21 protein-coding genes and 2 pseudogenes are annotated in these 24,798 nt (G+C 52.6%); 17 read left to right on the top strand and 6 right to left on the bottom strand.

Annotated features, from left to right (window positions below; all coding sequences use genetic code 11):
- From FO014_RS00285 to FO014_RS00215, 15 genes and pseudogenes are all read left to right on the top strand, one after another.
- Positions 1–222 (top strand): hypothetical protein, encoded by a 222-nt coding sequence (locus FO014_RS00285; protein WP_160026923.1) that lies wholly within the window; start codon positions 1–3, stop codon positions 220–222.
- On the top strand, positions 215–3,556 hold the full coding sequence (locus FO014_RS00280; RefSeq protein WP_160026921.1) for a phage tail tape measure protein: 3,342 nt from the start codon (positions 215–217) through the stop codon (positions 3,554–3,556). Before FO014_RS00285 ends, FO014_RS00280 begins: the two co-directional genes overlap by 8 nt.
- Complete coding sequence (locus FO014_RS00275; protein WP_160026919.1) at positions 3,553–3,891, top strand: phage tail protein; 339 nt, start codon at positions 3,553–3,555, stop codon at positions 3,889–3,891. Before FO014_RS00280 ends, FO014_RS00275 begins: the two co-directional genes overlap by 4 nt.
- Positions 3,892–3,900: 9 nt before the next feature.
- On the top strand, positions 3,901–4,656 hold the full coding sequence (locus tag FO014_RS00270) for a phage minor tail protein L (RefSeq protein ID WP_160031309.1): 756 nt from the start codon (positions 3,901–3,903) through the stop codon (positions 4,654–4,656).
- 1 nt (position 4,657) lies between these two features.
- Entirely contained in the window at positions 4,658–5,371 is a 714-nt protein-coding gene (locus tag FO014_RS00265) for a C40 family peptidase (RefSeq protein WP_160026917.1), read from the top strand.
- Positions 5,372–5,426: 55 nt separating this feature from the next.
- Positions 5,427–5,726 carry a hypothetical protein gene (locus tag FO014_RS00260; RefSeq protein ID WP_160026915.1) on the top strand — a complete coding sequence of 100 codons (300 nt, stop codon included), beginning with the start codon at positions 5,427–5,429 and terminating at the stop codon, positions 5,724–5,726.
- Between the two features lie 58 nt (positions 5,727–5,784).
- Entirely contained in the window at positions 5,785–6,393 is a 609-nt protein-coding gene (locus tag FO014_RS00255; RefSeq protein ID WP_160026913.1) for a tail assembly protein, read from the top strand.
- 54 nt (positions 6,394–6,447) lie between these two features.
- The gene (locus FO014_RS00250) at positions 6,448–9,651 is read left to right on the top strand and encodes a TipJ family phage tail tip protein (RefSeq protein ID WP_160031308.1); all 3,204 of its coding nucleotides are present in this window, start codon (positions 6,448–6,450) and stop codon (positions 9,649–9,651) included.
- Positions 9,651–10,613, top strand: coding sequence for a DUF6453 family protein (locus tag FO014_RS00245; RefSeq protein ID WP_160026911.1), 963 nt, complete (start codon positions 9,651–9,653; stop codon positions 10,611–10,613). Before FO014_RS00250 ends, FO014_RS00245 begins: the two co-directional genes overlap by 1 nt.
- A gap of 46 nt (positions 10,614–10,659) precedes the next feature.
- On the top strand, positions 10,660–11,865 hold the full coding sequence (locus FO014_RS23730; RefSeq protein WP_201282897.1) for a phage tail fiber protein: 1,206 nt from the start codon (positions 10,660–10,662) through the stop codon (positions 11,863–11,865).
- A 42-nt stretch (positions 11,866–11,907) separates the two neighbouring features.
- Positions 11,908–14,145 carry a prophage tail fiber N-terminal domain-containing protein gene (locus FO014_RS00235; protein WP_160026909.1) on the top strand — a complete coding sequence of 746 codons (2,238 nt, stop codon included), beginning with the start codon at positions 11,908–11,910 and terminating at the stop codon, positions 14,143–14,145.
- 9 nt (positions 14,146–14,154) lie between these two features.
- The gene (locus tag FO014_RS00230; protein ID WP_160026907.1) at positions 14,155–14,952 is read left to right on the top strand and encodes a hypothetical protein; all 798 of its coding nucleotides are present in this window, start codon (positions 14,155–14,157) and stop codon (positions 14,950–14,952) included.
- Positions 14,953–15,130: 178 nt separating this feature from the next.
- Positions 15,131–15,298, top strand: a pseudogene (locus tag FO014_RS00225) (NADP-dependent isocitrate dehydrogenase); the annotation flags it as partial.
- Between the two features lie 79 nt (positions 15,299–15,377).
- A pseudogene (locus FO014_RS00220) lies at positions 15,378–15,530 on the top strand (DUF4113 domain-containing protein); the annotation flags it as partial.
- A 1,166-nt stretch (positions 15,531–16,696) separates the two neighbouring features.
- Complete coding sequence (locus FO014_RS00215; protein WP_160026905.1) at positions 16,697–17,419, top strand: acid phosphatase; 723 nt, start codon at positions 16,697–16,699, stop codon at positions 17,417–17,419.
- Positions 17,420–17,489: 70 nt separating this feature from the next.
- On the opposite strand, the gene FO014_RS00210 is transcribed toward FO014_RS00215, so the two are convergent.
- The 6 genes from FO014_RS00210 to FO014_RS00185 form a co-directional block, all read right to left on the bottom strand.
- Positions 17,490–17,780, bottom strand: a complete 291-nt coding sequence (locus FO014_RS00210) for a Bor family protein (protein ID WP_160026903.1) — start codon at positions 17,778–17,780, stop codon at positions 17,490–17,492.
- Between the two features lie 495 nt (positions 17,781–18,275).
- A complete protein-coding gene (locus tag FO014_RS00205) occupies positions 18,276–18,656 on the bottom strand; it encodes an META domain-containing protein (protein ID WP_160026901.1) in 381 nt (126 codons plus the stop codon).
- A gap of 676 nt (positions 18,657–19,332) precedes the next feature.
- Positions 19,333–20,598, bottom strand: coding sequence for a cysteine desulfurase-like protein (locus FO014_RS00200; RefSeq protein ID WP_160026899.1), 1,266 nt, complete (start codon positions 20,596–20,598; stop codon positions 19,333–19,335).
- Positions 20,595–21,209, bottom strand: coding sequence for a 2OG-Fe dioxygenase family protein (locus FO014_RS00195; RefSeq protein ID WP_201282896.1), 615 nt, complete (start codon positions 21,207–21,209; stop codon positions 20,595–20,597). Before FO014_RS00195 ends, FO014_RS00200 begins: the two co-directional genes overlap by 4 nt.
- 453 nt (positions 21,210–21,662) lie before the next feature.
- Positions 21,663–21,911, bottom strand: a complete 249-nt coding sequence (locus FO014_RS00190; RefSeq protein WP_105230780.1) for a glycine zipper domain-containing protein — start codon at positions 21,909–21,911, stop codon at positions 21,663–21,665.
- A gap of 408 nt (positions 21,912–22,319) precedes the next feature.
- Positions 22,320–22,949: a winged helix-turn-helix domain-containing protein gene (locus FO014_RS00185; RefSeq protein ID WP_160026897.1), complete on the bottom strand. Its 630-nt coding sequence runs from the start codon at positions 22,947–22,949 to the stop codon at positions 22,320–22,322.
- A gap of 344 nt (positions 22,950–23,293) precedes the next feature.
- Between FO014_RS00185 and FO014_RS00180 the strand changes: the two genes are divergently transcribed.
- A complete protein-coding gene (locus tag FO014_RS00180) occupies positions 23,294–23,719 on the top strand; it encodes a universal stress protein (protein ID WP_160026895.1) in 426 nt (141 codons plus the stop codon).
- Positions 23,720–23,997: 278 nt separating this feature from the next.
- The gene (budC, locus tag FO014_RS00175; RefSeq protein ID WP_160026893.1) at positions 23,998–24,753 is read left to right on the top strand and encodes a meso-2,3-butanediol dehydrogenase; all 756 of its coding nucleotides are present in this window, start codon (positions 23,998–24,000) and stop codon (positions 24,751–24,753) included.
- Positions 24,754–24,798 lie beyond the last annotated feature (45 nt).

The raw sequence follows: 24,798 nt of genomic DNA, 5'->3' as shown, positions 1-24,798 counted from the left end.
ATGCTGGTTTTTCAATTAGCCGATCGCTGGGGTGAGTCAGACCCTAGAAAAATAGCCGGACTCCCGGCGCAGATCCTTAATCACTGGCGGGCGTACTTCAAGCTGCAGGGCATTACCGCCGATGCAGATGATGAGTCCGTTGTTCATCAACCCGAGCAGCTGGCGCGAAGTGATGTTGATGCGCAGTGTGCTGCTGTCATGAAGGTGCTTGGGAATGGCTGATGTAGCATCGTTGGCTGTCGGGTTGTATCTCAACGACGCCAATTTTCGTAATAAACTGGTCGCAGCATACCGGACTGCTGGTGATCAGTCCGGCCGGTTTAATAAACAGGCTCAGCAGGACGCTAAAAAAACCGATGAAGCGTATCAGCGAGTTAGCCAGACAGTCGGCCGCTTAAGAGGGAGCCTGGCGGGACTGGCGGGCGTTGCCGGCCTGGGCTTTTCTCTGGGCAGTATCATCACGACAACTCGGCAGTATGGCCAGGCACTGTCTGACCTGTCTGCGATCACCGGTGCCACCGGCAGTCAGTTGAAGCAGCTCGACGAGGCGGCGCAGCAAATGGGCCGCACGACGGAGTACAGTGCCAGTCAGGCTGCTGAAGCATTGAAGCTGATGGCCAGCGCCAAGCCGGAACTTCTGAAAACTGCTGACGGTCTGACGACGGCGACAAACAGTGCGCTGATTTTGGCTCAGGCCGCCGGCACGACACTGCCGGATGCGACGAGGACGCTGGCGCTTTCACTGAATCAGTTTGGCGCCAGTGCCAGTGAGGCCGATCGCTACATCAACGTTTTGGCCGCCGGTGCTAAATACGGCTCGTCTGAAATTGCTGATACCGCTGCAGCGATTAAAAACGGCGGCGTGGCCGCTGCGCAAGCCGGTGTCGGTTTTGAGCAGTTAAATGCCGCCATTCAGGTTTTGGCCGAGCGAGAGATTAAAGGCGGTGAAGCGGGAACTGCGCTACGTAACGTGATCCTGAACCTTGAGAAAGGCACGGATAAAACGTTAAAGCCGTCTGTTGTGGGGCTGAGCACGGCACTGGAAAACCTCGAAAAGAAAAACCTGTCAACGTCACAAGCCGTGAAGCTGTTCGGTCTGGAGAACATCAACGCTGCTTCGGTCCTCGTGAGTAATCGCTCGAAGCTGGATGATCTGACCCGTTCATTAACCGGGACACAGACAGCGCATGAACAGGCCGCAACGCGTGTCGATAACCTGAACGGCGATCTGATGGGGCTGACCAGTGCCTTTGAGGGGCTGATTATCAAAGTCGGCCAGGCAAGCGGCGGTCCTCTGCGCAGCGGAGTCCAGAGCGTGACCGAGGCCATTAACGGCCTGGCTGACAATTTCAACATGATTGCCAGCGTGGCGCTGTACACGTTAATCCCCGTTTTATCAACGAAGCTGACATCCGGTATCCGTGAAAGTATTGGCGCCTGGCGGGAGCAGCAAGCGGCAGTCCGCGCGGCGTCGCTTTCTCAGGCCGCTATCGCACAGAAAACGCTTGATGCAGCCAATGCCACGCTTGTGCAGAATAATGCCGAATTTGGCCGCGTTCGCGCCATGGAAAAAACGGCAAAACAGTTTGGGATGAACGTCAGTTACACCGCTGACTACAATCGCCTGATCAGGGAGGAAACGGAAGCCACGCGAGCCGCGACAATTGCCAAGACGCAGCTGGATGCGGCCAATAAGCGTCTGTCCATTTCTGCGCGTGCGGCGTCAATCGCCGTGGGTGCCGCCCGTGGCGCCCTGGCATTGGTCGGCGGCCCGTTCGGCGCCGCCATGTTAGCGGGCTCGGCAATTCTGTATTTTCATGAGCAAAACAAACTGGCGCGTCAGTCCGCGCTGGAATTGAAGGATGCAGTGGTTGTCACGACTGCAGAACTGCTCAAGCTGTCCCAGACGAAAATCGCGATCAAGGTTGATGATTTTGAGGACCAGCTGAAAAACCTGAACGAAGAGCGTGCGAAGATACAGAGCCAACTGGGGCAGTTAAGCGACACGCGCATTAATACCGCACGGGATCGACGTGGCGGCATGCTGGGTTTTCTTTATTCAGATCCCGCCGAACTTGAAAAAGAGCGGAATGCGCTGAAGGGGCAACTTGAGGATATCAACACAGCGACATCCACCACCCAAAAGAACCTGGCTAATGCCAAGAGCGCAATGGACGCCATGCAAAACGGCATGGCCGGTATTATCTCCGGTAGTGTCGATGGCGCCAATGCCATTTCGAGTGCGATTGCAAAGCTTGGCACGGCGGGTTCTGGTGTCGAAACCCCGTGGAGTGGTGAAGACCCTGCAAAGGCTGATAAAAAAGGCCAGCAGGCACTGAAGCAGTATCAGCAGCTGCGCCGGGATATTGAAATTGCTCATGCAACCAGCCTGGCGAAGATTGCGCTGGAGGAGACAAACTCACAGGCCAAACTTTTAGCCGCCGGCAAAGCGGCCGGCGCCAGCCAGGCTGATATTCAACGCACTATGCTGTTGAATGCTGAGAACTACCAGCGCCAGCGGCAAGATCTTGCTGAGCAGTATGCGCCAGGTAAGGCAGCGATACGTGAGGAGCAGGAAACCAGTCGGGAACTGAAAGCGTTGTATGACGCCAGATTACTGACTGAGCGTGAGTATCTTGTTTCCCGAGTGACACTGCAGCAGGACATGGCGCGCCAGCGACTGAAGGCGGAAGCTGATGCTATTGCGGCGCCCCGGCAGAACATCGCCGGTGACGTTGATCCGTCGGTGCAACTGAGCAACCAGCTTGCGCAGCAGCAGGCGCAGTATCAGGCGTATTACCAGCAGGGCTACATCGACAAACAGCGCTACGAACAGTTGATGCAAGCTGCAACAGAGGAGTCCTCCGAGGCGCAGTATCAGCAAGCGTTGAACCTGTATGCCGGGCAAAGCCGCGTCAACAAGCTGCAGATTGGGCTGGTGGACACGGTAAAAGAACGTACGACCAACGCACTGACCGGACTCCTGACCGGTACGCAGTCATTCAAGGACACCATGGTGGGGCTGTTCTCATCGCTGACGCAATCCATCGTCCAGAACCTGATAGACATGGCTGCCCAGGCACTGCTGACAAAAACCATTTTGTCTACGTTCATGAGCTTTGGCGGCGGTGCCAGCGGCGGGAACAACCCCGGCCCAGTCCCCACATTCCCTAACGCCAAAGGCGGTGTTTATTCATCACCGTCGCTGAGTGCGTACAGCGGGCAGGTCGTTAGCAGTCCGACGATGTTCGCGTTTGCTAAAGGGGCTGGCCTCATGGGCGAGGCAGGGCCGGAAGCAATCATGCCACTTAAGCGTGGGGCGGACGGTTCTCTGGGGGTAAGGGCCATTCAGGCGCCGGCGCAGGCTTCTGCAGCGCCTAACGTTTATATCACCATTGAAGGCGGCAACGGCAACGTCAGCACTCAGTCTGATCCTGGCTGGGAAGAGTTCGGCAAGCAGATGGGCAACATTGCTGCACAGGAAAGCCAGAAGGTTATCAACCGCAACCTGAAGCCTGGCCAGCCAATATGGAACGCCATTAAGGGGATGCGATGACGATTAAAACATTCAGCTATCCGGCGCGCGTCAATGCCGTCGGAGATACCCGGTTTCGGATAAGGAAGGCGCAGTTTGGTGACGGGTATGAGCAGGTCGCCGGCGATGGAATAAATCCAATAAGACGTTCTTGGGATCTGTCGTTTGTCGGCAAGTATGACTACATCGCACCAATCATTGCCTTCCTTGAAGACCATTATGGGGTGAAGTCATTTCAATGGACGCCTCCGAATAACATCCTGGGCCTATATCGCTGCGAGGGTTATAAGCCGGTAGCGATGGGCGGCGATAACTACTCACTGACGGCCACGTTTACTGAAGCCTTCAGCGTTTAACTGAGATCAATCATGCTGAATTCAGACCTGCAGAAATTAGAGCCGGGTAACCGCATTCGCCTGGTCGAGGTGGACGGTACAAAGTTCGGCGCCGATATTCTTCGTTTTCACAACGACACTCTGCCATTCACGCCAGAAGAACTGGTTGCTGCCGGAGGAGATGAGTCAAAGTTGGCGACCAAACCTATATGGTGGCAAGGAGACGAATACGGTCCGTGGCCGCATAGCATAGAGGGCATTGAGATATCTTCAGAGGGACAAGGTGCTGAGCCAAAATTAACAGTTGCCAATATTGACGGGTTAATTACGGCGCTATGTCTTCAGTTTGACGACATGGTCAAGGCGAAGGTGACCATTCGTGACACCTTCGTGCATTATCTAGATGCGCGCAACTTTCCCGATGGCAACCCGCAGGCCGACCCGGAGCAGGAGTTTAAGCAGGTTTTCTACATCGACAGCAAGAGCGCCGAGGATAACGAGGCTGTCGAGTTCACGCTGTCGAGTCCGATGGATCTGCAGGGGCTGCGTATCCCGACGCGGCAAATCACATCGCTATGCACTTGGTGCATGCGCGGGCAGTACAAAACCGGCGACGGGTGCGGCTACGCCGGCCAGAATGGCTGGTTTGATAAAAACGGAAATCCAACGGATGACCCAGCGAAAGATGAGTGTTCGGGCCTGCTGACGGACTGCAAAAAGCGGTTTGGTGAAAATGAAGAACTGGATTTCGGCGGCTTCCCCGGTTCGGCGCTCATACGGAGGTAGCATGCGACAAAAAACGATTGATGCCATCCTGGCGCATGCGCAGCGCGAATTCCCGAACGAGTGCTGCGGCGTGCTGGCGCAGTGCGGTCGTGTTGAGCGATATTTTCCCTGTGCAAATTTATCGGCAGAGCCGGTGGAGCATTTCGAACTGGATCCGGCCGGCTACGCCGCGGCGGAAGACTGGGGTGAAGTGGTCGCCATTGTGCATAGCCACCCCGGCGACGGCGCGACAACGCAGCCGAGCGAGCTTGACCAGCTGCAGTGCGATGTGAACGAGCTGCCGTTCGTGATTGCATCTTGGCCGGAGGGCGACATTAGAACGATTTACCCGCGCGGCGATCGGCCGCTGGTAGGGCGCCAGTTCGTGCTGGGGCATGCAGATTGCTGGTCGCTGATTATGGATTACTACCGGCAGGAGCACGGGCTAATACTCCACAATTACAGCGTAGAGCGGCACTGGTGGGAACAGGGCGAAGATCTCTACATGGAGAACTGGCACGGCTGCGGCTTTCGGGAGTTCGACGGGCCACCGCAGGTGGGCGATATGGTGATCATGCAGGTGTCGGCGCCGGTGCCGAACCACGCGGGGATCCTGCTGGATGGAAACATGCTGCTGCACCACCTCTACGGACAACTGAGCCAGCGCGTGCCCTACGGCGGATATTTCCGGGATCGCACGGTGAAAATAGTCAGGCGTGTAGAGTTAATGGGATAGTTTTTATCGGTGCGTCCGTCTGCTACGATACTTGAAAATAGCGAAGGAAGTGCCGATGAAAAAATTAATCCTCCCCCTGGCTGCGTTGGTGTTGGCTGGATGCTCTTCGACATATACCGGAAAGATGACAGATCCGAGCCGCAAGGATGTAACTATTGGCAATTATGAAATCCACGTAATAACAACCGGTAATAACAGATATGAGGCTTTTGGCGGAGAAAGCGTAGGTTTTGATGCAATAGCGTTAAAAAAGGCTCAGATATCCGCAATAGAACAGGTTTCAGGATGCAAAGTTGTAGATTCTGAGTATTCCAATACGTTTATCAGGACGCTGCAGGCTGAGACTAAATGCTGACGTAGATTTAATCAACAACAAACCCGGCGTAACTGCCGGGTTTTTTATTGGGTGAAATATGGAACTGAACGAGCAACCTGTGCGAACAATCTGCCTTGGCGGGGTATTAGGGAAAAAATTTGTCCATGAATTCAAGTATCGTGCGCGCGATGTTCCCCACGCAATACGGGCATTAAAGAGCATGATCCCGGGGTTTGAACGGTTTATGAATGAAGCCCAGCAACGAGGACTGACTTTTGCCGTTTTCGTTGGTGATAAAAATATCGGCGAAAATGACTTGGGAATGACCAAAGGAACCGAGACTATCCGCATCATGCCTATAGTGATCGGGAGTAAAAGGGGCGGTTTATTCCAAACTATTTTAGGTGCTGCGCTAATTGTCGCTGCCTTCTGGACTGGTGGCACATCAATGGCAGCGTGGGGCACGCTCTCTACTGGATTGGCGATGACTGGTGCCTCTTTGGCTATCGGCGGCGTCGTCCAGATGCTTTCACCGCAGCCTAGCGGTCTGTCCATCAGCCAGGACGCCGATAATAAACCCAGCTATGCATTCGGCGGCCCGGTCAACTCCACCGCGCAAGGTAATCCCGTTGGTGTCTTGTACGGCAGCCGGGAGATCGGCGGCGCGATTATCTCTGCCGGCATCTACGCCGAAGACCAGCAGTAATTTTTTCAGTGTTTAACAGGCTCGCTTCGGCGGGCTTTTTTTATGGGCGAAATCATGGAAAACATCATTCAGGGGCGGAAAGGTGGTGGCGGTGGCGGCCACACGCCGACCGAGTCGCCCGACAGTATCCAGTCCATTGCGCGCGCCAAAATCCTGCTGGCGCTTGGCGAAGGGGAATTCGCCGGCGGTCTGGATGGCACGAATATTTTTCTCGATGGTACGCCGCTGCAGGCTCCAGACGGTACATCGAACTTCCCCGGCGTGCAGTGGGAATTTCGCCCGGGAACGCAGTCGCAGGGTTATATCCAGGGCATACCCGGCGCCGAGAACGAAATCAGAATTGAAACAGAGCTGAAATCCTCTCAACCGTGGGTGCGGTCAATCAGCAACACGCAGCTGTCTGCCGTTCGTCTGCGTGTCGGCTGGCCGACGCTGCTGCGCCAGCAGGATAACGGCGATCGCGTTGGTACGCGGGTTGAGTATGCGATTGACCTTTCGACCGACGGCGGAGCATATGAGACGGTTCTCAACGGCGCGGTTGACGACAAGACCACGACGCTGTATGAGCGCAGCCACCGAGTTGATTTACCGAAATCCACGACCGGCTGGCAGATACGCATACGGCGCCTAACGCCTGATTCGACGTCAACAAACATCGTCGATCGCATGAACATCGAGGCGATCACGGAAGTGATCGACGCAAAACTGCGCTACCCGAACACTGCGCTGCTGTTTGTCTCTTACGACGCAAAGCAGTTCCAACAAATTCCTCGTATCAGCTGCAAGCCAAACGGGCGGATAATCCGGGTTCCGACGAACTATGACCCTGCGACCCGCACCTACAGCGGCGTCTGGGACGGCTCGTTTAAGTGGGCATACTCGAACAACCCTGCCTGGGTGTTCTACGACATTTTGCTGGATAAGCGGCTTGGCCTCGGTGACCGCCTCGACGCGACGCAAGTTGACGAAGTGGAGCTGTACCGCATCGCCCAGTATTGCGATCAACTGGTGCCGGACGGCCGGGGCGGCGACGGGAAAGAGCCGCGGTTCCTCTGTGACGTCTACATCCAGTCGCAGAATGAAGCGTTCACCGTGTTGCGTGATATAGCGTCAATTTTCCGGGGTATGACGTACTGGGCTAACAATCAGGCCTGCGCGCTGGCTGACATGCCGCGCGACATCGACTACGTCTACACCCGTGCAAACGTCATTGACGGCAAATTCCACTATCAGGGCGGCAGCCAGCGCAACCGCTACACCACGGCGATGGTGAGTTGGTCAAACCCAAACAATCACTATCAGGATGAAGTCGAAGCGGTCGCGGAAAATGCGCTGGTGCGCCGGTATGGCATCAACCAGACAGAAATTTCAGCGATCGGTTGCACCAGGCAGACGGAAGCGAACCGGCGCGGCCGCTGGGCGCTGCTGACGAACAGCAATGACCGCAGCGTGTCGTTTTCCACGGGACTTGATGGCTTTATTGCTTTGCCTGGCCACATTATCGGTGTTGCTGATCAGATGCTGTCTGGGCGGGTCATGGGAGGGCGCATTTCATCGGTAGACGGCCGCAATATCACGCTTGATCGTGTTGCAGATGTAAAAGTTGGCGACAGGCTGCAGGTGAATCTGCCGTCTGGCAGGTCGCAGGCGCGCACAGTGATGGCCGTGAATGAGCATATTGTCACTGTTTCTACATCATACAGCGAGCCTCTGGAGGCAGAGGCAGTGTGGTCTATTGATGCGGGCGATCTCACTGTTCAGCAGTATCGAGTATCTAACGTTTCAGATAATGATAATGGCACGTTCACGATCACCGCAGTTTGGCATGAGCCGGGGAAATATGACGCCATTGATACCGGCGCGCGGCTGGATGAGCGGCCGATCAGCGTCATTCCGCCCGGCGTGCAGGCGCCGCCGAAAAACATCGTCATTGATAGCTATTCGTCGGTTAGCCAGGGGATCGCAGTCACGACGATGCGCGCGGCGTGGGATGCCGTGGATAACGCTGTAGCGTATGAGGCAGAGTGGAGAAAAGACAACGGCAACTGGGTATCGATGCCGCGAACGTCAACGCTAGGGTTTGAAGTGCCGGGCGTCTACGCCGGGCGTTACCTGGTGCGCGTGCGCGCGATAAACGCGAGCGACGTGTCGTCTGTCTGGGCGACGTCGATGGAAACCTATCTGAAAGGGAAAGAAGGCAAGCCGCCGATGCCGGTCGGGTTCGCGGCCACGCCGCTGTTGTGGGGTATCCACTTGGCGTGGGGATTCCCGTCGGGTGCAGAGGACACGCTGAAAACGGAAATCGAGTATGCAGATAACGCTGCCGGCGAACGCGCGCTGCTGCTTGCTGACGTGCCGTATCCGCAGCGCTCATACGAGCAGATGGGGTTGAAAGCCGGTCAGGAATTTTGGTATCGGGCGCGGCTCATTGACCGTACGGGGAATCAGGGGGATTGGACAGGCTGGATTAGAGGACTATCAAACGCAGATGCCGGTGATTATTTGGAAGGTATCGGCGACGGTTTTTTGACGGATAAAGACGGCGAACGGCTGACCGGCGACATTAACACGAATATTGATGCCATCATCCAAAATGCGCTAGCTAACAATGCGACGGTGGAGCACCAGTGGTCGCAATACGGCGAGGTACGGGCCGATATTCTCGTTGTGAAAACGACAATTGCGCAGGTTGATAAAGCGCTGGCAGAGCTGTCAACGCAGGTTCAGGCGCAGATCGGCGATATGACAGCCGTGTTGGAAGATAAGTTGACGGCCACTGTGGACGCCGACGGCGCAACGGCAATCCACACGTTGAAAGCTGGCGTCCGAATAAACGGCGTTTTTTACAGTGCTGGCATGTCGATCGCTGTACTTGCCGAAGCTGGCAAGCCTGTCGTGACGCGCATTGGCTTTAATGCCAATCAGTTCGTGCTAATGAGCGGCAGTGGTGATACGCAGTATTCGCCATTCGCTGTAGTTGACGGGCAGGTGTTCATTAGCGATGCCTTTATTCAGAACGCGTCGATCACTGAGGCGAAAATAAAAAATGCCTCAATTACCAGCGGGAAAATTGGCGATTATCTCCAGTCGGATGATTACGCCCCTGGCGCTACAGGGATGCGCATTGGTTTTCGCACCGGCACCGTTGAAATTAACGGCACAACGCCGGGGCAGGGTTCGATGCGCCAAAGTAACCAGCGCATCGATATTACTGATGGCAATAATCAGCTGATGGTTAGGATCGGGAAGCTTCGATAATGGCTGAATATGGTATCTCTGTTCGCAATCAGCGTGGAAAAATGATGGATATCTCTGCGGGCCTGAGAATGGCCCGCATTGTGTTTAATGGGGAGGTGCGAGTAGCAGGCGGGGCAACAGAGACGTATGTCCCCCTCGACATATCAGACGGTAGTTCTGTGGGGGTAATGCCTGTTCATGTTTACTATCCATTTTCTAATCTGGGCTGCAACGGGTGGGCTCAGGAAGGAAAAGGGGTGCGTTTTTATCATGACAGGTGGCCCAGCAGCGGCGGGTTTGACGTGACTATTTACGAAATAACCGGCGCCACCATTGCCAGTGATTATGGCATCTTGCTTCAGGACTCTACTCAGCTCACCACGATTGGCGCAAAGCAACTTTCCTATATTACCCACATGGAAGAGATCACATTCACAGGAAACTGGAGGATCCCTGATAATGTGGAAGGTCGAGACAGTGCGGTTATCTTTGCCAGCTGGTCCGGCGGTGATGACGTTGGGCTTATCCGCAATGGCGATCATATCGAAGGCTGGCGAGAAATCGGCCGAGAAGCAACACAGGACGGCATTAGCATGCCGATGCGCATTGTGGTTGCGAGTAACGTCCCCAGTTTGACCAGGCAGGATTACGGGATAGAGGTTTACAATACAGCCGGGGAGTTGACATTCACGACAGGATATACACCGCTCATTTACCAGAGCATTCGCAATTTTAACGGTGATGGTTCATTCAATGCGGATATTGCTCGCCCCATGGTTCCCGTCTTTCAATTTGGTATTGATGGCCGTAACTGGGGGAATTATGGGACGATTTATAATGTCGGGGTAGGAATGAATGCAACAGGTGACATCTTCGGTAAATTCTCATCCGTTTACCAATCAGGGAACACTTCGGTAATTAACATGCGAAGGATACTGTTTAATACCAGCATGCTTGTTCTTGACTCTGATAGATATTTCTAACCCGGCTAATAAGTCGGGTTTTTATTACCAAAAATCAGGAGTGACTATGTCAGTAGGCACTATCACGCTGACCAATAACTGGCTAACGGTTACTGGATCAGGCACCACTTTCACGAAAGACTTGAAACCCGGTGATTTCATTGTGTCGGTTGTCGGTGGCGTCACGTATACACTTGCAGTGGAAACAGTAGACAGCGACACAAAAGTGATGTTGCTGAAAGCGTATGACGGGCCAACACAGGCTGGCGCCGCGTGGTCAGCTGTGCCGCGTGATGCGATGAACGCAATCACCGCCCAACTCGCAGCAGAGGCTGCAAAGGCACTGCGCGGGTTGAATTACGATAAACAGAACTGGCAACAGTTTTTCACAGCTGATGGCGATGTAACGATCACGTTACCTGACAACAGCCAATCTACCGGCCCGTCGGCGAAAAAAATCATCAACAGCGTGGATAGCAAAGCCGATAAGAAATCCGTTGATGATTTGGCAGCTAAAGTGAATACGAAGGCTGACGACGACAATGTTATACACCCGGGTGATTTCGGTCTCGGTCATGATAATGACTCAGGGCGGATTCAGACGGATTACACAACAATAGGACAATTCAGGGCCTTTGCGGTGAAGTATGGTCTGGCGGCCATGCGAAATAACACCGACATGGGCGGATCATCAAGCTGGGGGCTGAATACGTATTCACCTATTGTCTGGGTTAAGACAAACGACACCTATGGGCTTTTAAATATACCAATAAATACCACCGACCCCGTTATCGTCGCTGGTGGTTCCGGAAATGGAATTAATACGTTCAGGACAATGCTTGACAATAGCAACACTACTGTTGACGCGAACGGTTTTGTAAAAAAAGCCTCACCAATTGCGAGAGTTTCAAATAACCCAGAGGATATGGATCCTGATTTCCTTGAAGGCTTCGAGTTGTCTGGCTGTGCAGCGGTAAATGGCGAGGCTAAAGGAGTATTGGCTGCGCGGGTATCTACAGGGGTTTATCGTGTGACCGGCTCAAAGGGGCTGGCGCAAGAAGGCTGGTCTATTGAAGTTCCGCAGGATGTTAACGGCAACCGACTCTGTTTTGTTGCTGTCAGCAGTGAAGATGACGGGGCGATCATTGTCACTGTTAGCAAACGTCGTTTTGACATCGATAGCGCAATGGTCGTAGCCGGTGAACCGATGGATATCCCATCCGGGCGCTGGATTGATTTACGGCTTCAAATGCCAGACAGCAAAGACAAATAACATTAACCCGCCCCGGCGGGTTTTTTTACGCCTGGAGAAAATATGGCTGTAACTATTAGCGGTAAACTTATTGGCCCGAATGGCGAGCCGCGCCCCGGTGTAACGATCATGCTGACGGCTGTCATAACATCATCAACGGTAGTAAAGCTGGCGCCATCGAGTTCGACGACCGGAGAGGATGGCAGCTATTCGTTATCGGTGGAAGTTGGCACGCACAACGTAATGATTGAGGCATACGGTAGGCCATTTGAGAAAGTAGGGCAGATAACTGTTTATGCTGACTCTAAGCCGGGAACGTTGAATGATTTTCTCACTGCGCCAGGTGAAAGTGAGTTGACACCAGCAATCATTGCAACAGTTAACGAAATGCGTGACTCAGCGAAAGCAGATGCGGACAGAGCGGAAGCTGCTGCCCAGCGCGCCGAAGCAGTGGGCGACAACGAATATACATTTAAAACTGTTGCTGATGGCCTCGTAGGAACAACTCCGGGACAGTATTTCCGTGTCCCTGGCGGCACTGGCGACAACGTTGCGTTTTATTATTATTTGAACGACAGCGGGAAAGCTGTGCAGGTGTCGCAGCTGGTTGGCGCTGCAGCTGTTGAACGAGCAATTGACGCAGCAAATAAATCCCTAGCACGAAGTGACGGGATAGATAAACGCACGCAGGGGTACGGTGTTGAGAAAAATGTTTATGACACTGAAGGGGCATTAATAGGCGGTGGTTTTTTTGACGCAAAAGGAGCGTCGCCTCTGAATTATACAGAAAATGGCGACGTAAATATTACTGGTACGCAGTTTAAAAGTATCCCCAATCACCCTGAGTACGATTGGGCGCAAACAGATAAAAACAACGTTCCCTATATCGGCGGCTCAAAAATGGGCGGTGCCATTATTGGGCGTGTTGAAATTGTAGAAATATCGGGGCCGCCCGGCGTCGTATTTGTCGATAAAAACTATGTTCCCTACGCTGCCGATCCGAGCTATGAGACTGATTTAGACATCCCAACAATTGGCGGCTCATCGCAGGAGCCTGAACCACCTGTAATCCCATTCCGTCCGTATGACTATATGGGGGTTCGCAGTGAAGGGCAGTCTCTTTCCCTGGGGGCGGCAAACCCTAATGACAATCCTCAGCCTGTGAGCATAGAGCAGCGTTACGGTAACCGGGGTTTCAGCACAAATAACAACAGCGGCATGACTGATACAGACACGCTTGTGCCACTCGTAGAAAAACGCTACCAGCCTGCGGAGGGAACTTGGCCGGCGGCGGAAACCCCTGTTACCGGCGCGACACATAAGCTGGTGGAAATGATCCAGTCCGAAACGGGGTTGCCGTTCTACCTGCAGCCCAGCGCCTATATCGGCTCTGCCCCTGGTACTGGCGGCCAGCCGATCACGAACCTGATTAAAGGTTCAGCAGCCTATAGCCGCATGATCGCCCACGTTACCAACAGTCTACGCCTGGCAGCGGAAGAGGGAAGAACGTTTGCTGAACTGGCTGTTGTGTGGATGCAGGGCGAATCAGATTACCGTGATCAAACATCACGTGCTGACTATCTCGCTATTTACCTGCAGTACATCGCCGATTCGTTGGCAGACAAAAAAGCGATTACCGGCCAACTTTTTGACCCCATTTTTATCAGCTACCAGCTCAGCACGCACCGGGCGTACCGACGTCGCGATCCACTGATTGCGCTGGCACTGCGCGATGCCGCAATGCTGGGTAAAACGGAAATCGCGTACCCCGGCTACATCGGTGATTACTACGCATCTGACCACATCCACGGTATGCCAGAGACGTACTACATGTTCTCCCAGTATACGGGCCGCATGATTTACAAAAAGCGGCGGGACATGCTGGAGGGCGTGACGCGCATGCATCGCCTGGACGTGATTGATGAGATAAGGCAGGGCATCTTCACCATGCTCTATTTCAACGTGCCTGCTCCGCCGCTGGTTTTCGACACGGACTGGGTGGCGCCGGCGGAAAACATGGGCTTCTACATCCGGGATAAGGGTTCGCTCGATGTCATCGACATTATTGCCGCTGTCGATATTGCCGGTCATGACCGCGTGCGGATCACAACTTCGCGACCATTGCTCGACAGTGAAATCGTGACGTATGGCTGGGGTAAGGCCGGCGATCCACTGACTAACGGCAGAACAACGGGGCCGCGAGGTAACCTGCGCGATAGTGAGGGTGAGCTGCCGGGCGAAAGCTACACAGATGGCGCAGGAGTGCTGCGCAAGCTGCACAACTGGTGCGTAATTTTTTGAGGAAATGAGATGACAACGATTATTCGCAATCTGGACATGGAAATTAAGAACCCGACTCTGCCACCGCTGTATGAGCCATTCGCGTCCGTTCCTGGGCTGATCGCCGGCTGGCGTTTTGGTGAAGGTTTTACTGACCTATCAGGAAACGGACACACCCTGAAAGAGGTTGGTACTCCCAGCGTAGGGGAATATTTTGTTGCAGGCGATAAAGATAACGGCTTTATCACTGATGTCCCAGATGGTATGCAGCGCACACTGATCGCTGTATATCGCCAGGCTGCAGACGTTAACACGTTCGGCTATCCGGTGGGTAATATCGTGCAGAATGCATCAGCAAACGGCGAGGGGATTGCTATCACAGACGTATCAGTAACATCGCTACGCCGGCGATCGGCGTACATTGGCGGAAAATCATATAACGAAAAATTGTATGGCACGGCTGCCGGCCCGGCTGAGGCTACCGCAACTCGCAACAATTTTGCGTTTTCAGCTGTGACGATTGACGGTGCGGGAAACACTGCTGGGTTTTTCATTCCATCTGCGAATGCAGACATTATCCCCGCCACGTTGGCGAGCGGTGTTAATTTGGCAGAGCGATCAATCACGGAATCCGGTGCGGAGAGCTTTTATCGCATCATCGCATGGCGCAATTCTAACCTGCCACCAGTGCCGCCATCGAGTCCTAACACTGGGCTTGCTGTCGCGGAGGTGTTGATTTATGACAGGCCGTTATCACTGACTGATCTGAACACGCAGTACGGGCGCTCTAAGCGTTATTTTGAGTCGAACTATAAAGTGAAAATTTGAACGGAATGGCCGGGAGGGAACCCGGCTTTTTCGACCTTTGTTACACAAAATCATTTATCAAAACCCAATATCAATGCTTTAAATTCAGAGGGTTACAAGTTAGATAAAAAGATTAATTTAGCTGACATAAAGGATAAAATAATAATTAAAATCATAATGTTACCTTAAACTCGGCAACATACTGCTGCGTCACCTGGGCTGGTTCGAAGCGGCCGACCTGATTGTTAAGGGTATGGAAGGCGCTATCGCCGCCAAGACCGTGACCTATGACTTCGAACGCCTGATGGAAGGCGCTAAGCTGCTGAAATGTTCAGAGTTTGGCGACGCTATCGTCGAACATATGTAATGTGTTAAGCGTTTGACCGAGCGGGAGCCTTAGGGCTCCCGTTTTTTTATGCAAATTGCAGCGTTATGGGGTCAGTCCAATGAGCGTTCTGGATCGTATCAATAACTCGGGTCGGGCAAAACGGTGGTTTGCAGGGCAGGGAACGTATCAGCAGTGGTCGATGAAACGTGAAATGCTGTCGCCGGCGTACACGACGCGTGTGAGTGATTTGCCACAGGCAAGAGTGTGCTAAAATGCGCGATTATCGGTTATCAAAAAAACCATAGCAGGTGTTTTAAACTCAGTGAGTTACGGCTATTACCTGGATGCCAAAGTATCGTTTTAAGACACGGTAGGGAAAGAGCTTTACCGTCCAATGGACAATTCAATCTGCAATTTTTGTCAAAACATTATCAATCAAAGCGCCTTCCAAAAACTCTCGTTCACACCGTTATAGTCTCCAGCCTTTATTTCAGGCTCGCTAGATAAAGCCTTTTGCCATGTGGGTACTGCTGATTAACGTTGTCAGCCTAGCGGATCCTCAACCATCCCTAACTGAAGGCAAAGTCGGCGCATATCAATGAACTAATAGCGAGCGCCGGACTCCAATGTGGATATAGGAATGTGACTCCATGGATGCGTGAATAACAGCAAGCCTGTTTTGGTTGCAAAAGTATACAAAGTGGATTGTTACTGTATGAAAAGATTGGCTTTTTACAAATTTATAATCGGGTGGGGCACGGCAAATCTGGCATACGCATTTGCATTTTTATGGCTGTTTATTGTGTGGGTGATTGCATCACATACCGTTTTCCGCCATGAAGATTATTTTCATTTTAAAAAGGTCCTTTTTGATATTGTTACCTACGGTTTCAACACCTGGTTGGATTTTGCTGTTTTGTACTCAACGATATTCGCCTTGTTATGGGCGCTGATTTCGGTTTATAGGCATAATTCCGTAAGCTAATAAATATTCTGATTGATATTGTGGCAATGATGAACACGCTTCTAAGGCAGGGAAAAGCCTTGGAAGCTTCAGGTTTTTCCCCGCCATTATTCTGAGGCGGTAGTTTTTTTGAATAATTAAGAGTTATGGTGCTTATATGAATTTTTATAAATAGCGCACTTGTGAGAGCGAGTTGTGTAACCCATCGTAAATATATCCCGTTTTATCCTCACGCATATTCCATGTTTTGCCCGTGTACTGTTTTTCTCGGCCGGTGTGCCGCGGGGAATGCTTGGTGAGTCTGGTCATGAGATTTTCATGCCATCCGCCTACGCACTGTAAAGAGCCATAGCAATATTTACCTGTTAAGTAACAAATTTTTGCTGCAGGCGCTGATAGCATATTTTGTTAAACGTTCCCGGCAGCGTAGCTCTACCGTTTTCTGCGGGATTCGTTAAAAAGGGATAAAAAGTATGCGATTACATTTTAAAAAACGCGTAGCCGTATGTTCAGTGGCAGCGCTGTTGTTCTCCGCTTCCGGCGCATTTGCTGCGCAAACACAAGGATTCTTGACGCCTGAAACCGCGCCCGACAGCCTGCAGATATTACCGCCGCCGCCGGCGGAAAACACCGTCATGTTTTTAAACGATAAGGCCGCCTATGAGACGGGCAAGACGCTAAAAGATGCGAAACGTCAGGCGCTGGCGGCCAGCGATGCGGACTATAAAAATATCTCCGCCGCTTTTTCCGCCGCCTTTGGCGAAGAGATTTCGCAAGAGAAAACGCCGGCTCTCTATGCGCTGCTTCAGGGCGTACTGCAGGACAGCCACGACTATGCGATGAGAACCGCCAAGGATCACTATATGCGCGTGCGGCCTTTTGTGGTGTACAAGGACAGCACCTGTACGCCGGAGAAGGATAAATCGATGGCGAAAACGGGCTCCTATCCTTTCGGACACGCCTCATTCGGCTGGGCGACGGCGCTGGTGCTGGCGGAGATCAATCCGGCTCGCGAAACCGAGATACTGAAGCGGGGTTATGACTTCGGTCAGAGCCGCGTGGTATGCGGCGCCCACTGGCAAAGCGATGTAGATAACGGGCGTTTGATGGGCGCGGCAGTGGTGGCTATGCTGCACAGTAATCAAGGTTTTACCGAGGCATTGGCCAAAGCCAAGGCGGAGTTTGGTAAACGGTAAGGTAGGGATTATTTACTACTGAGAATGACAGCCCGCCTTGAGCGGGCTGTTGTTTATTTGCCGCCGCGTTTTATTGAGCGCAATAAATACGGGCTTCGCGCGGGGTATAGATGCCGAAGGTCACAATGCCCAGCAGGATATTCGGGAAGGTTTGCTGCACTTCGGTGCGTACCACTTTGTCTGCGCCGCCGCATACCGCAGCAGCATCAATGGTTTTCTTCTGGCCAATGCCGGAGACAAAGAAGTGGTGAGTGGTCGTCTGCTTAGGCACAGCGACAGTCTCGTGTTTCAGGGTGAACGTTTGCTGTGCACAACCGGTAACCGTCACGGCAAGCACGACGGCGGCGAGTAATTTTTTCATTATTTTCAATTCCCTTTTAACTAATCAATATAAAGCGCAAGGATAATGCCACGCTTACATAAATTTACAAGTGGATATAACAAGAAATAGTGTGTCGGGCGGAAAAATGCCGCAGAAGGCAGGCGACGGTATTGGGAAGCTCGACAGCGCCTTAGAGTATGCGACAAGGGGCGCTAACGCACGGCTGAGCCAACGACCCTTTTTTTGATTTTTGTAACCAATTGATATTTAAGGTTTGATGAGCGGAAAAAAGGTTATGGCGTCTGAAAGAGGGAAAAGCTTTAATTATTGTAAGGCCTTAGACCTTTCTAACCCATCAAAATCAGTATTATCACTGGATGACGATGAAAAACAACTGTTTGCCGGTGACTCTAACTTGAAGTTAGGGGCAGTAGGTAGTGGGCCTCATCGCCGCTAACCATTCACTTTTCTCCGTGCAATAAAAAACCCCGCTGGAGCGGGGTTGATCATGTTTAAGTTCTGTTTTTTTTATGGCTAGTCTGCCCAGCCTGACTTTGTATCAATGGCAGACTCTGACATCGTGTATTTTTCTACAATGTCGTCTTTGAATAGAATTACTAGTTGCTTTGTGTTTGTTTTAGACCCGTTGTGGAACAGACCGTAAAATGGGATGAATGTCTTCCCATCAATCTTCACTTTGGCAAGCGTATAGTTCCAAATCTCGTTACCACCATCAGTGAAGCTAACTGACATTGGATCACCGAAATGTTGCTTAACCTGAGCCTTTTTCGTTACTCCCTTCTGGAGTTTCGTCTGAATGGTGGCCTGCGTTTCACGCTCAATACTACGATTCCCAGAAGACGCGCAACCAGCAAGCAACATCGCTATTATTGCTGCTGAAAGTACCTTTTTCATTTTCATCCCTTTCTTATAGACAATAGAATCGGGCCACATGTTAGCAGATGAGAACGATGAGGCAATTAGAAAACCCTGCGAGTCTGACTGGATGTCGTCGTTATACGCCCCTTCTTTTATCGCAAAACGTAACAAACCGACATATATGACATGATTTTGGGCTCACAAAAAAGGGGCTCAAGGTTTTTTCGTGGTAAATTCTTAGTAATCAACAGAATGGCGCTATAGTGCAGCAGTTCACTGCCGTACAGGCAGCTTAGAAAACTCCCCGCGCCTCGATATTTCACTGACCATCTTTATTCACGCAGCCTTATTGGTGGTATAAAATATTTTTATTGAAAACGCTGGTTTGCTATGGAATTGAATGAAATATGGAAGTGTTAAACAGAACATCCGCTGTGCTCAGCTTGCCGTTAACCATACTGTGTGTTTCATTCTCCTCGCTGACAATTATGGGAGAAAACAACTCTCTGGTTGATGTTTTCCTGTCGGTGATTGTTTTTTTCGGTTTTCTTAATCTATTCCGGATAGCAGGAAAGTTGATCGCCTGGTTTAATGGGAACGCTAACCAGGCATAGACATGAAGCGAGCCTCTGCTATTTCTGCCGGTCAGATAAATAACGGGAACCCTAGGGCTCCCGTTATTTATTGGTCATTATCGCGTGGCTAAAGGGGATTAACGCCCAGCCACGGCTGCCGGGCTGTCCGCCTCGGCCAGCGCATCCTCCAGCACCTCGAACAGGCGGTCGATCTCCTGGCGGGTGTTGTAATGCATCATGCCGATGCGCAACACGCCGCCGTGTTTCTGCAGGTTGAGCTGCCGTATCAGTCCCTGCGCGTAAAAATGCCCGCTGCCGGCGCAGATATTATGCCGGCCTAACAGCATGGCGATCTGCTCCGGCGAGAAGTTCTTAAAGGTTAAGGCAAAGGTCGGCGTGCGGCGCGTGCTGTCTGGTTCGGGGTAGCCGTAAAGCCGAGCGCCTTCCAGTTGTCGTAAGCGCTGCAGAAAATAGCGGCACAGATCTTCTTCATGTTGGTGGTAAGCGGCGAAACTCTCCTGCAGACGCTGCCTTAACGGTGCGCCCGGCGTGCCCCACTGTGCCAGATAGTCAATGGCCGCTGTGACGCCGGCCAGTCCCTCAAAGCTCTGGGTGCCGGTTTCAAAGCGTCCCGGGCCGATATCGGTTGCTGGCTCCACTTTATACGGGCGCAGGCGTTGTAACCACTGCGGGGCAATATAGGCCATACCGATATGCGGGCCGAAAAACTTATAGGCGGAGCAGACCAGGAAGTCGCAGCCCAGCGCTTGTACGTCGATCAGGTTATGCGGCGCATAGTGCACGGCATCGACGTAGACCTGCGCGCCAACCCGCTGCGCGGCGGCGGTGATGGCCCGGATATCCACCACGCTGCCGGTCACATTGGATGCGTGCGTCACCGCCACCAGCCGGGTTTTGTCGTTGATCTGCGCGCACAGGCGCTCGGTGTCCAGCGTACAGTCCTCAGGGCGCAGCGGAATATGGTGCACGACGGCCTGTTTATCCTCCGCCGCCTGCTGCCAGCTGGATACGTTGGCATAGTGGTCCAGTGCAGTGACGATAATTTCATCGCCGGGCTGCCAGTCGCGGCTGATGATGCGGCTAAGGTGGAAGGTCAGCGACGTCATATTCATGCCGAAGGCGATATTATCGGGCGAGGGGGCGTTTAATAGCGCGCATACCGATGCACGCGCGTTATGCGTCACCTGTTCCGTCATCTGGCTGGAAAAGTAGTGTCCGCCCAGGTTGGCGTTATAGCTGCCCAGATAGCCGGTCATTTTTTCCAGTACGCCAAGGGAAACCTGAGAACCGCCGGGGCCGTCGAAAAAGATCACCGGCTTATCCTGATAATGCTGCGACAGCGCGCCGAATTGCGCGCGGGCGCGCTCGGGGGTAAACGTCATGCGTGCTCTCTCCGTGCGGTCAGGACAAACAGATCCAGGTGTCCTTCTTCTTCCGGCGCCACGGCGGTGATCGGCGTGGCGTTATGCCAGAGTTTATTGTCCGCCAGCAACACGGTTTCACCGTCTGCCAGTATGCGTCTAAAAAACGGCATGCTGTGGTTATCGTCGTACAGCATGATTTCGCCACCGACAATATTGTGCCGGCTGATGGAAGTCATGGCGATATGGTCGAAACCGTCCTGATGAACACCTTCCGGTGCCACCTGCGTCTCATCGTAAATCGCCACCACGCGCATCTGGTGGATCTCTATCGTGGTACCGTCGGGCAGGGCGTTGGCTTCGACGAACAGGGCACACAGTTCCGCCAGGCCTGCGCTTTGCAATACGGCGCTGTCAATCGGCTCGAAGTGGCGCACCACATTGCCCTGAAAGTGGTTGAACTCATCCGACTGCATGAAGTCATGTTGACCGATATCTTCAACCTGGTTATTACGAAAGGCCACAACGGAATAGCGACGTAAGCGGTATTTACCGTCCGCATGCTGAGTATGGGGTAAAGCGGAAAACGACGGCATTAATTGCTGCGTAGCTTGATGGCTAAGGGTAGTCATACTTACTACATTCTCGTGCCCAGGTAACATAATCACCTCTAATATGAATTAATACTGACGTTGTAGGGAAGTATTACGCTTAAATTGTAGACGACTCTATGGGGAGTTCAATTTTGCACCGGCGCGGTCGAAGAAGCGGCGGAGCGCAAGAGCGTAGAAACTGTAAACGAGGATGGACGATACGGCGTTAAACGCCAGCTGCCGCGACGGATGCGGCCGCAGCGCTGGCGGCGTGATAGCGCAATAAAGGGGGATAAAACGCGGCGATACGGGCAGGGGTCAGGCGCGGAGTTTTCTGCGCCAGATTTTCCACAGAGAAATGCCGGCGACGGCGACAATCGCCACCAGGTTAAGCGCGATGGCGACCGGTAAATATGCCAGATAGTCCAGTGATTCCATTGCCCACCTCCGAGAAAAAAGGCCCGCAGGCCTTGTTATTAGATGTCGTCGTTGTTATTTGCGCCCAAGCAGGTAGCCAAAAACGACGCCGACGGCAGCGGCCACCGCCACGCCGGCCAGCGGGTTTGATTCCACCCGGTGTCTGACGACATCGGCGCCGTCGCGGACCGCATAACTGGCCTGCGAGGCATATTTACGGGCCGCACCTTTTATCTCATGCTCCGGTGAACCCGTGGCTTCACCAAACGCTTCTTGCGCAGCACCGGCAACTTCTTTTGCTTTATCTTCAGCTTTACCAAACATATTCGCTCCTTGTGATTGTAGGCCCAACACTGAGGATAGCAGAGCGTGTAAAGATTGCTCGCCGGCGAATAGCGACGGGGTGATGCGTGAAGTCGGGGAAAAGTTGAAACGGGGCAGCGCGGTGGCGCAGAGGGCGTGAGCTGGAGGGGCGCGGCTCGGGAAAAGAAAAAAGCCCTTCAAATGAAGGGCAAAAATACAACAACACCAGGGAAAAGGTAATTAGATTACCTTCAAAAATTATAGGTTTTTTGAGACATGAGTTTCAATAATTTAATTGATGCATAAATTCATCATAATGATGTATAAATGCATCACCATGATTGATTTGTATAAGTTGGCGAACGGAGTCAGTCGGCGCGGGATGGGCAGCCACCTATGGGCGGCCCGATATGTACCGGGCCGGGGAAACTAGAGCGGTTTGCTAAAAGAGAGCGTCGTCAGCAGCGGCGTCTCTGTGGGTGGCGCGGCGCACAGCTCGCCATGGCGCAGCGGGAAATACGATTGCGATAATGAAAGAGACGCTTGTGAGTCCTGGAGGTTGTTATATAAATGGAAAACATTAAGAAAGAGGGACAGCATCAGTAACAGGCCAACAAGCAGCGCGGAGTAAAAGAGCTTTTTTTTGATGTTTTTCCTGGTGTGTCCGACGGGCTTCGGCGGTGTGTCCGCTGCCAGCCGCGTGGGCGGCTGTAGATTAATCTCTTCTATCTGAACGGCATGGGAGATCCTCAACCCTACTTTGGGAATGGTTTCAATAATGTTTTTATCAATGCCCATGTTTTTGATAATGCGACGCAATGTACTCAGGCACTGATTGAGATTATTATTACTGGCCTGCAGCCCGTATTCATCCCAGACTTTTTCCAGTATGGTATCCCGTTCAACGATATTCCCTTTATTTTTGATCAGCAGGGTAAACAGCCTGGCGGCGGCGTTGGAAATGGCGACAACGTTATCTGCCTGATTTTGGCGGTAAAGCCCTGTATCTTCAGGACTAAAGATAACGCTCTCTTCAATGCGATAAATCACTTGACTCATCTCATGTGTTCTCCCGGGGAAATTATTGGAATTATGTAGGAATAATCTTATTTGATTTCTTTTTACTGTTTCTTGATCGGGAACAAAAACGCAATGGCTAATTTAACGCGAGAAAATAAGTTATATAATTTAGCTGGTGATTATAACTCCCGGTGTTAATAACTAATTTATTATAAAATCAGTGATAGTATTTTACGTATCTATTTCTCTGTCTGCCGGATGCGCGATAAACAGGAATGCCGGGTAGGGCTGGCCTACACTTAATCTATCGGCATGGCATGCTGAAACACCGAGGGCCGGAGGGCCACTGCGGTTTGTCAGGGCAATGCGGAGGGCAGGCAATCATGGCATATCAACATATTGTGGTAGCAACGGACCTGGGAGAAAACGCGACGCAGTTGCTGCAAAAGGGCGCCGAGCTGGCCAGCGCGCTACACGCCAAACTCTCTCTGATCTATATCGATATTCATCACACTGGCTATTATGCCGAACTGGGGATCGGCGCTTACAATTATACCGATAAAAAATTCTCCGAACGGGCGGCCAGCATTCTGGCATCGTTCGGAAATCAGTCAGCGCACCCTATTGCGGAAGTGGTCGTCGGCCGTGGTGAATTAAGCGAGGAGTTAAACAATGCGGCGCAGGCCAAGGGATTTGACCTGATTATTTTCGGCCACCATCACGATCTCTGGAGCCGTCTATTTTCCGCTACGCGCCAGGCGATCAATACGCTGCAGATAGACGTATTAGTGGTCCCTATCGATAACTGATTACCATCGCCGCCGCCAGGGAAGCGCCGACGGCGATGCCATTCATTCCTCTGAGCAATTAAACGCCGGCTTTTAATTTCATCTTGGGATAAGAATATCAAGACGATAGCGGCCAAATAAGCAGTTTTGTTTATCGAGATCATAGAAAATCGCCATTACCTCTTTTGGGTTATAAAATCGCACATTTTGTCTTTCCCGCTGTGATGTGCGGAATTACCCTGTGAATGATTATTAATTTTTATGATTAATGCGAAGTTAATTCACACGGAGGAGGTTCTATGCGTTTTGACAATAAAGTGGCGATCATTACCGGAGCGGGGAACGGCATGGGGGAAGCGGCCGCGCGCCGTTTTGCCGCAGAGGGCGCAACGGTGGTGCTGGCGGATTGGGCCATCGATGCGGTGGATGCGGTGGCGGCCTCGCTGCCGGCCGGTAAGGCCCATGCGGTGCATATCGATGTCTCCGACGCTGAGGCAGTAGAAACCATGATGAATGAGATTGCCGCGCGCTTCGGCCATATCGATGTGTTGCTGAACAATGCCGGGGTGCATGTGGCCGGCAGCGTGCTGGAAACCAGCGTCGCCGACTGGCGGCGTATCGCCGGGGTGGATATCGACGGCGTGGTGTTCTGCTCTAAATTCGCGCTGCCGTATTTGCTGAAAAGCAAAGGCTGCATCGTCAATACTGCATCGGTCTCCGGCCTGGGCGGCGACTGGGGCGCGGCTTATTACTGCGCGGCGAAGGGCGCGGTGGTTAACCTGACGCGCGCCATGGCGCTGGATCATGGCGGAGACGGCGTGCGGGTGAATGCCGTTTGCCCAAGCCTGGTGAAAACCAATATGACCAACGGCTGGCCGCAGGAAATCCGCGATAAGTTTAATGAGCGGATTGCGCTGGGACGCGCGGCGGAGCCGGAAGAAGTGGCGGCGGTGATGGCGTTTCTCGCCAGTGAGGACGCCAGCTTTATCAACGGCGCCAATATTCCGGTCGACGGCGGGGCGACGGCCTCCGACGGTCAGCCGAAAATTGTCTGAAGTGCAATAATGGCCCGGCTTGCCGGGCCGCAGACTGCTGACAAA

Origin of the sequence: Serratia rhizosphaerae (assembly GCF_009817885.1) — a bacterium.
Lineage (GTDB): Bacteria > Pseudomonadota > Gammaproteobacteria > Enterobacterales > Enterobacteriaceae > Serratia_B > Serratia_B rhizosphaerae.
This window is presented reverse-complemented; position numbering and strand designations above follow the sequence as displayed.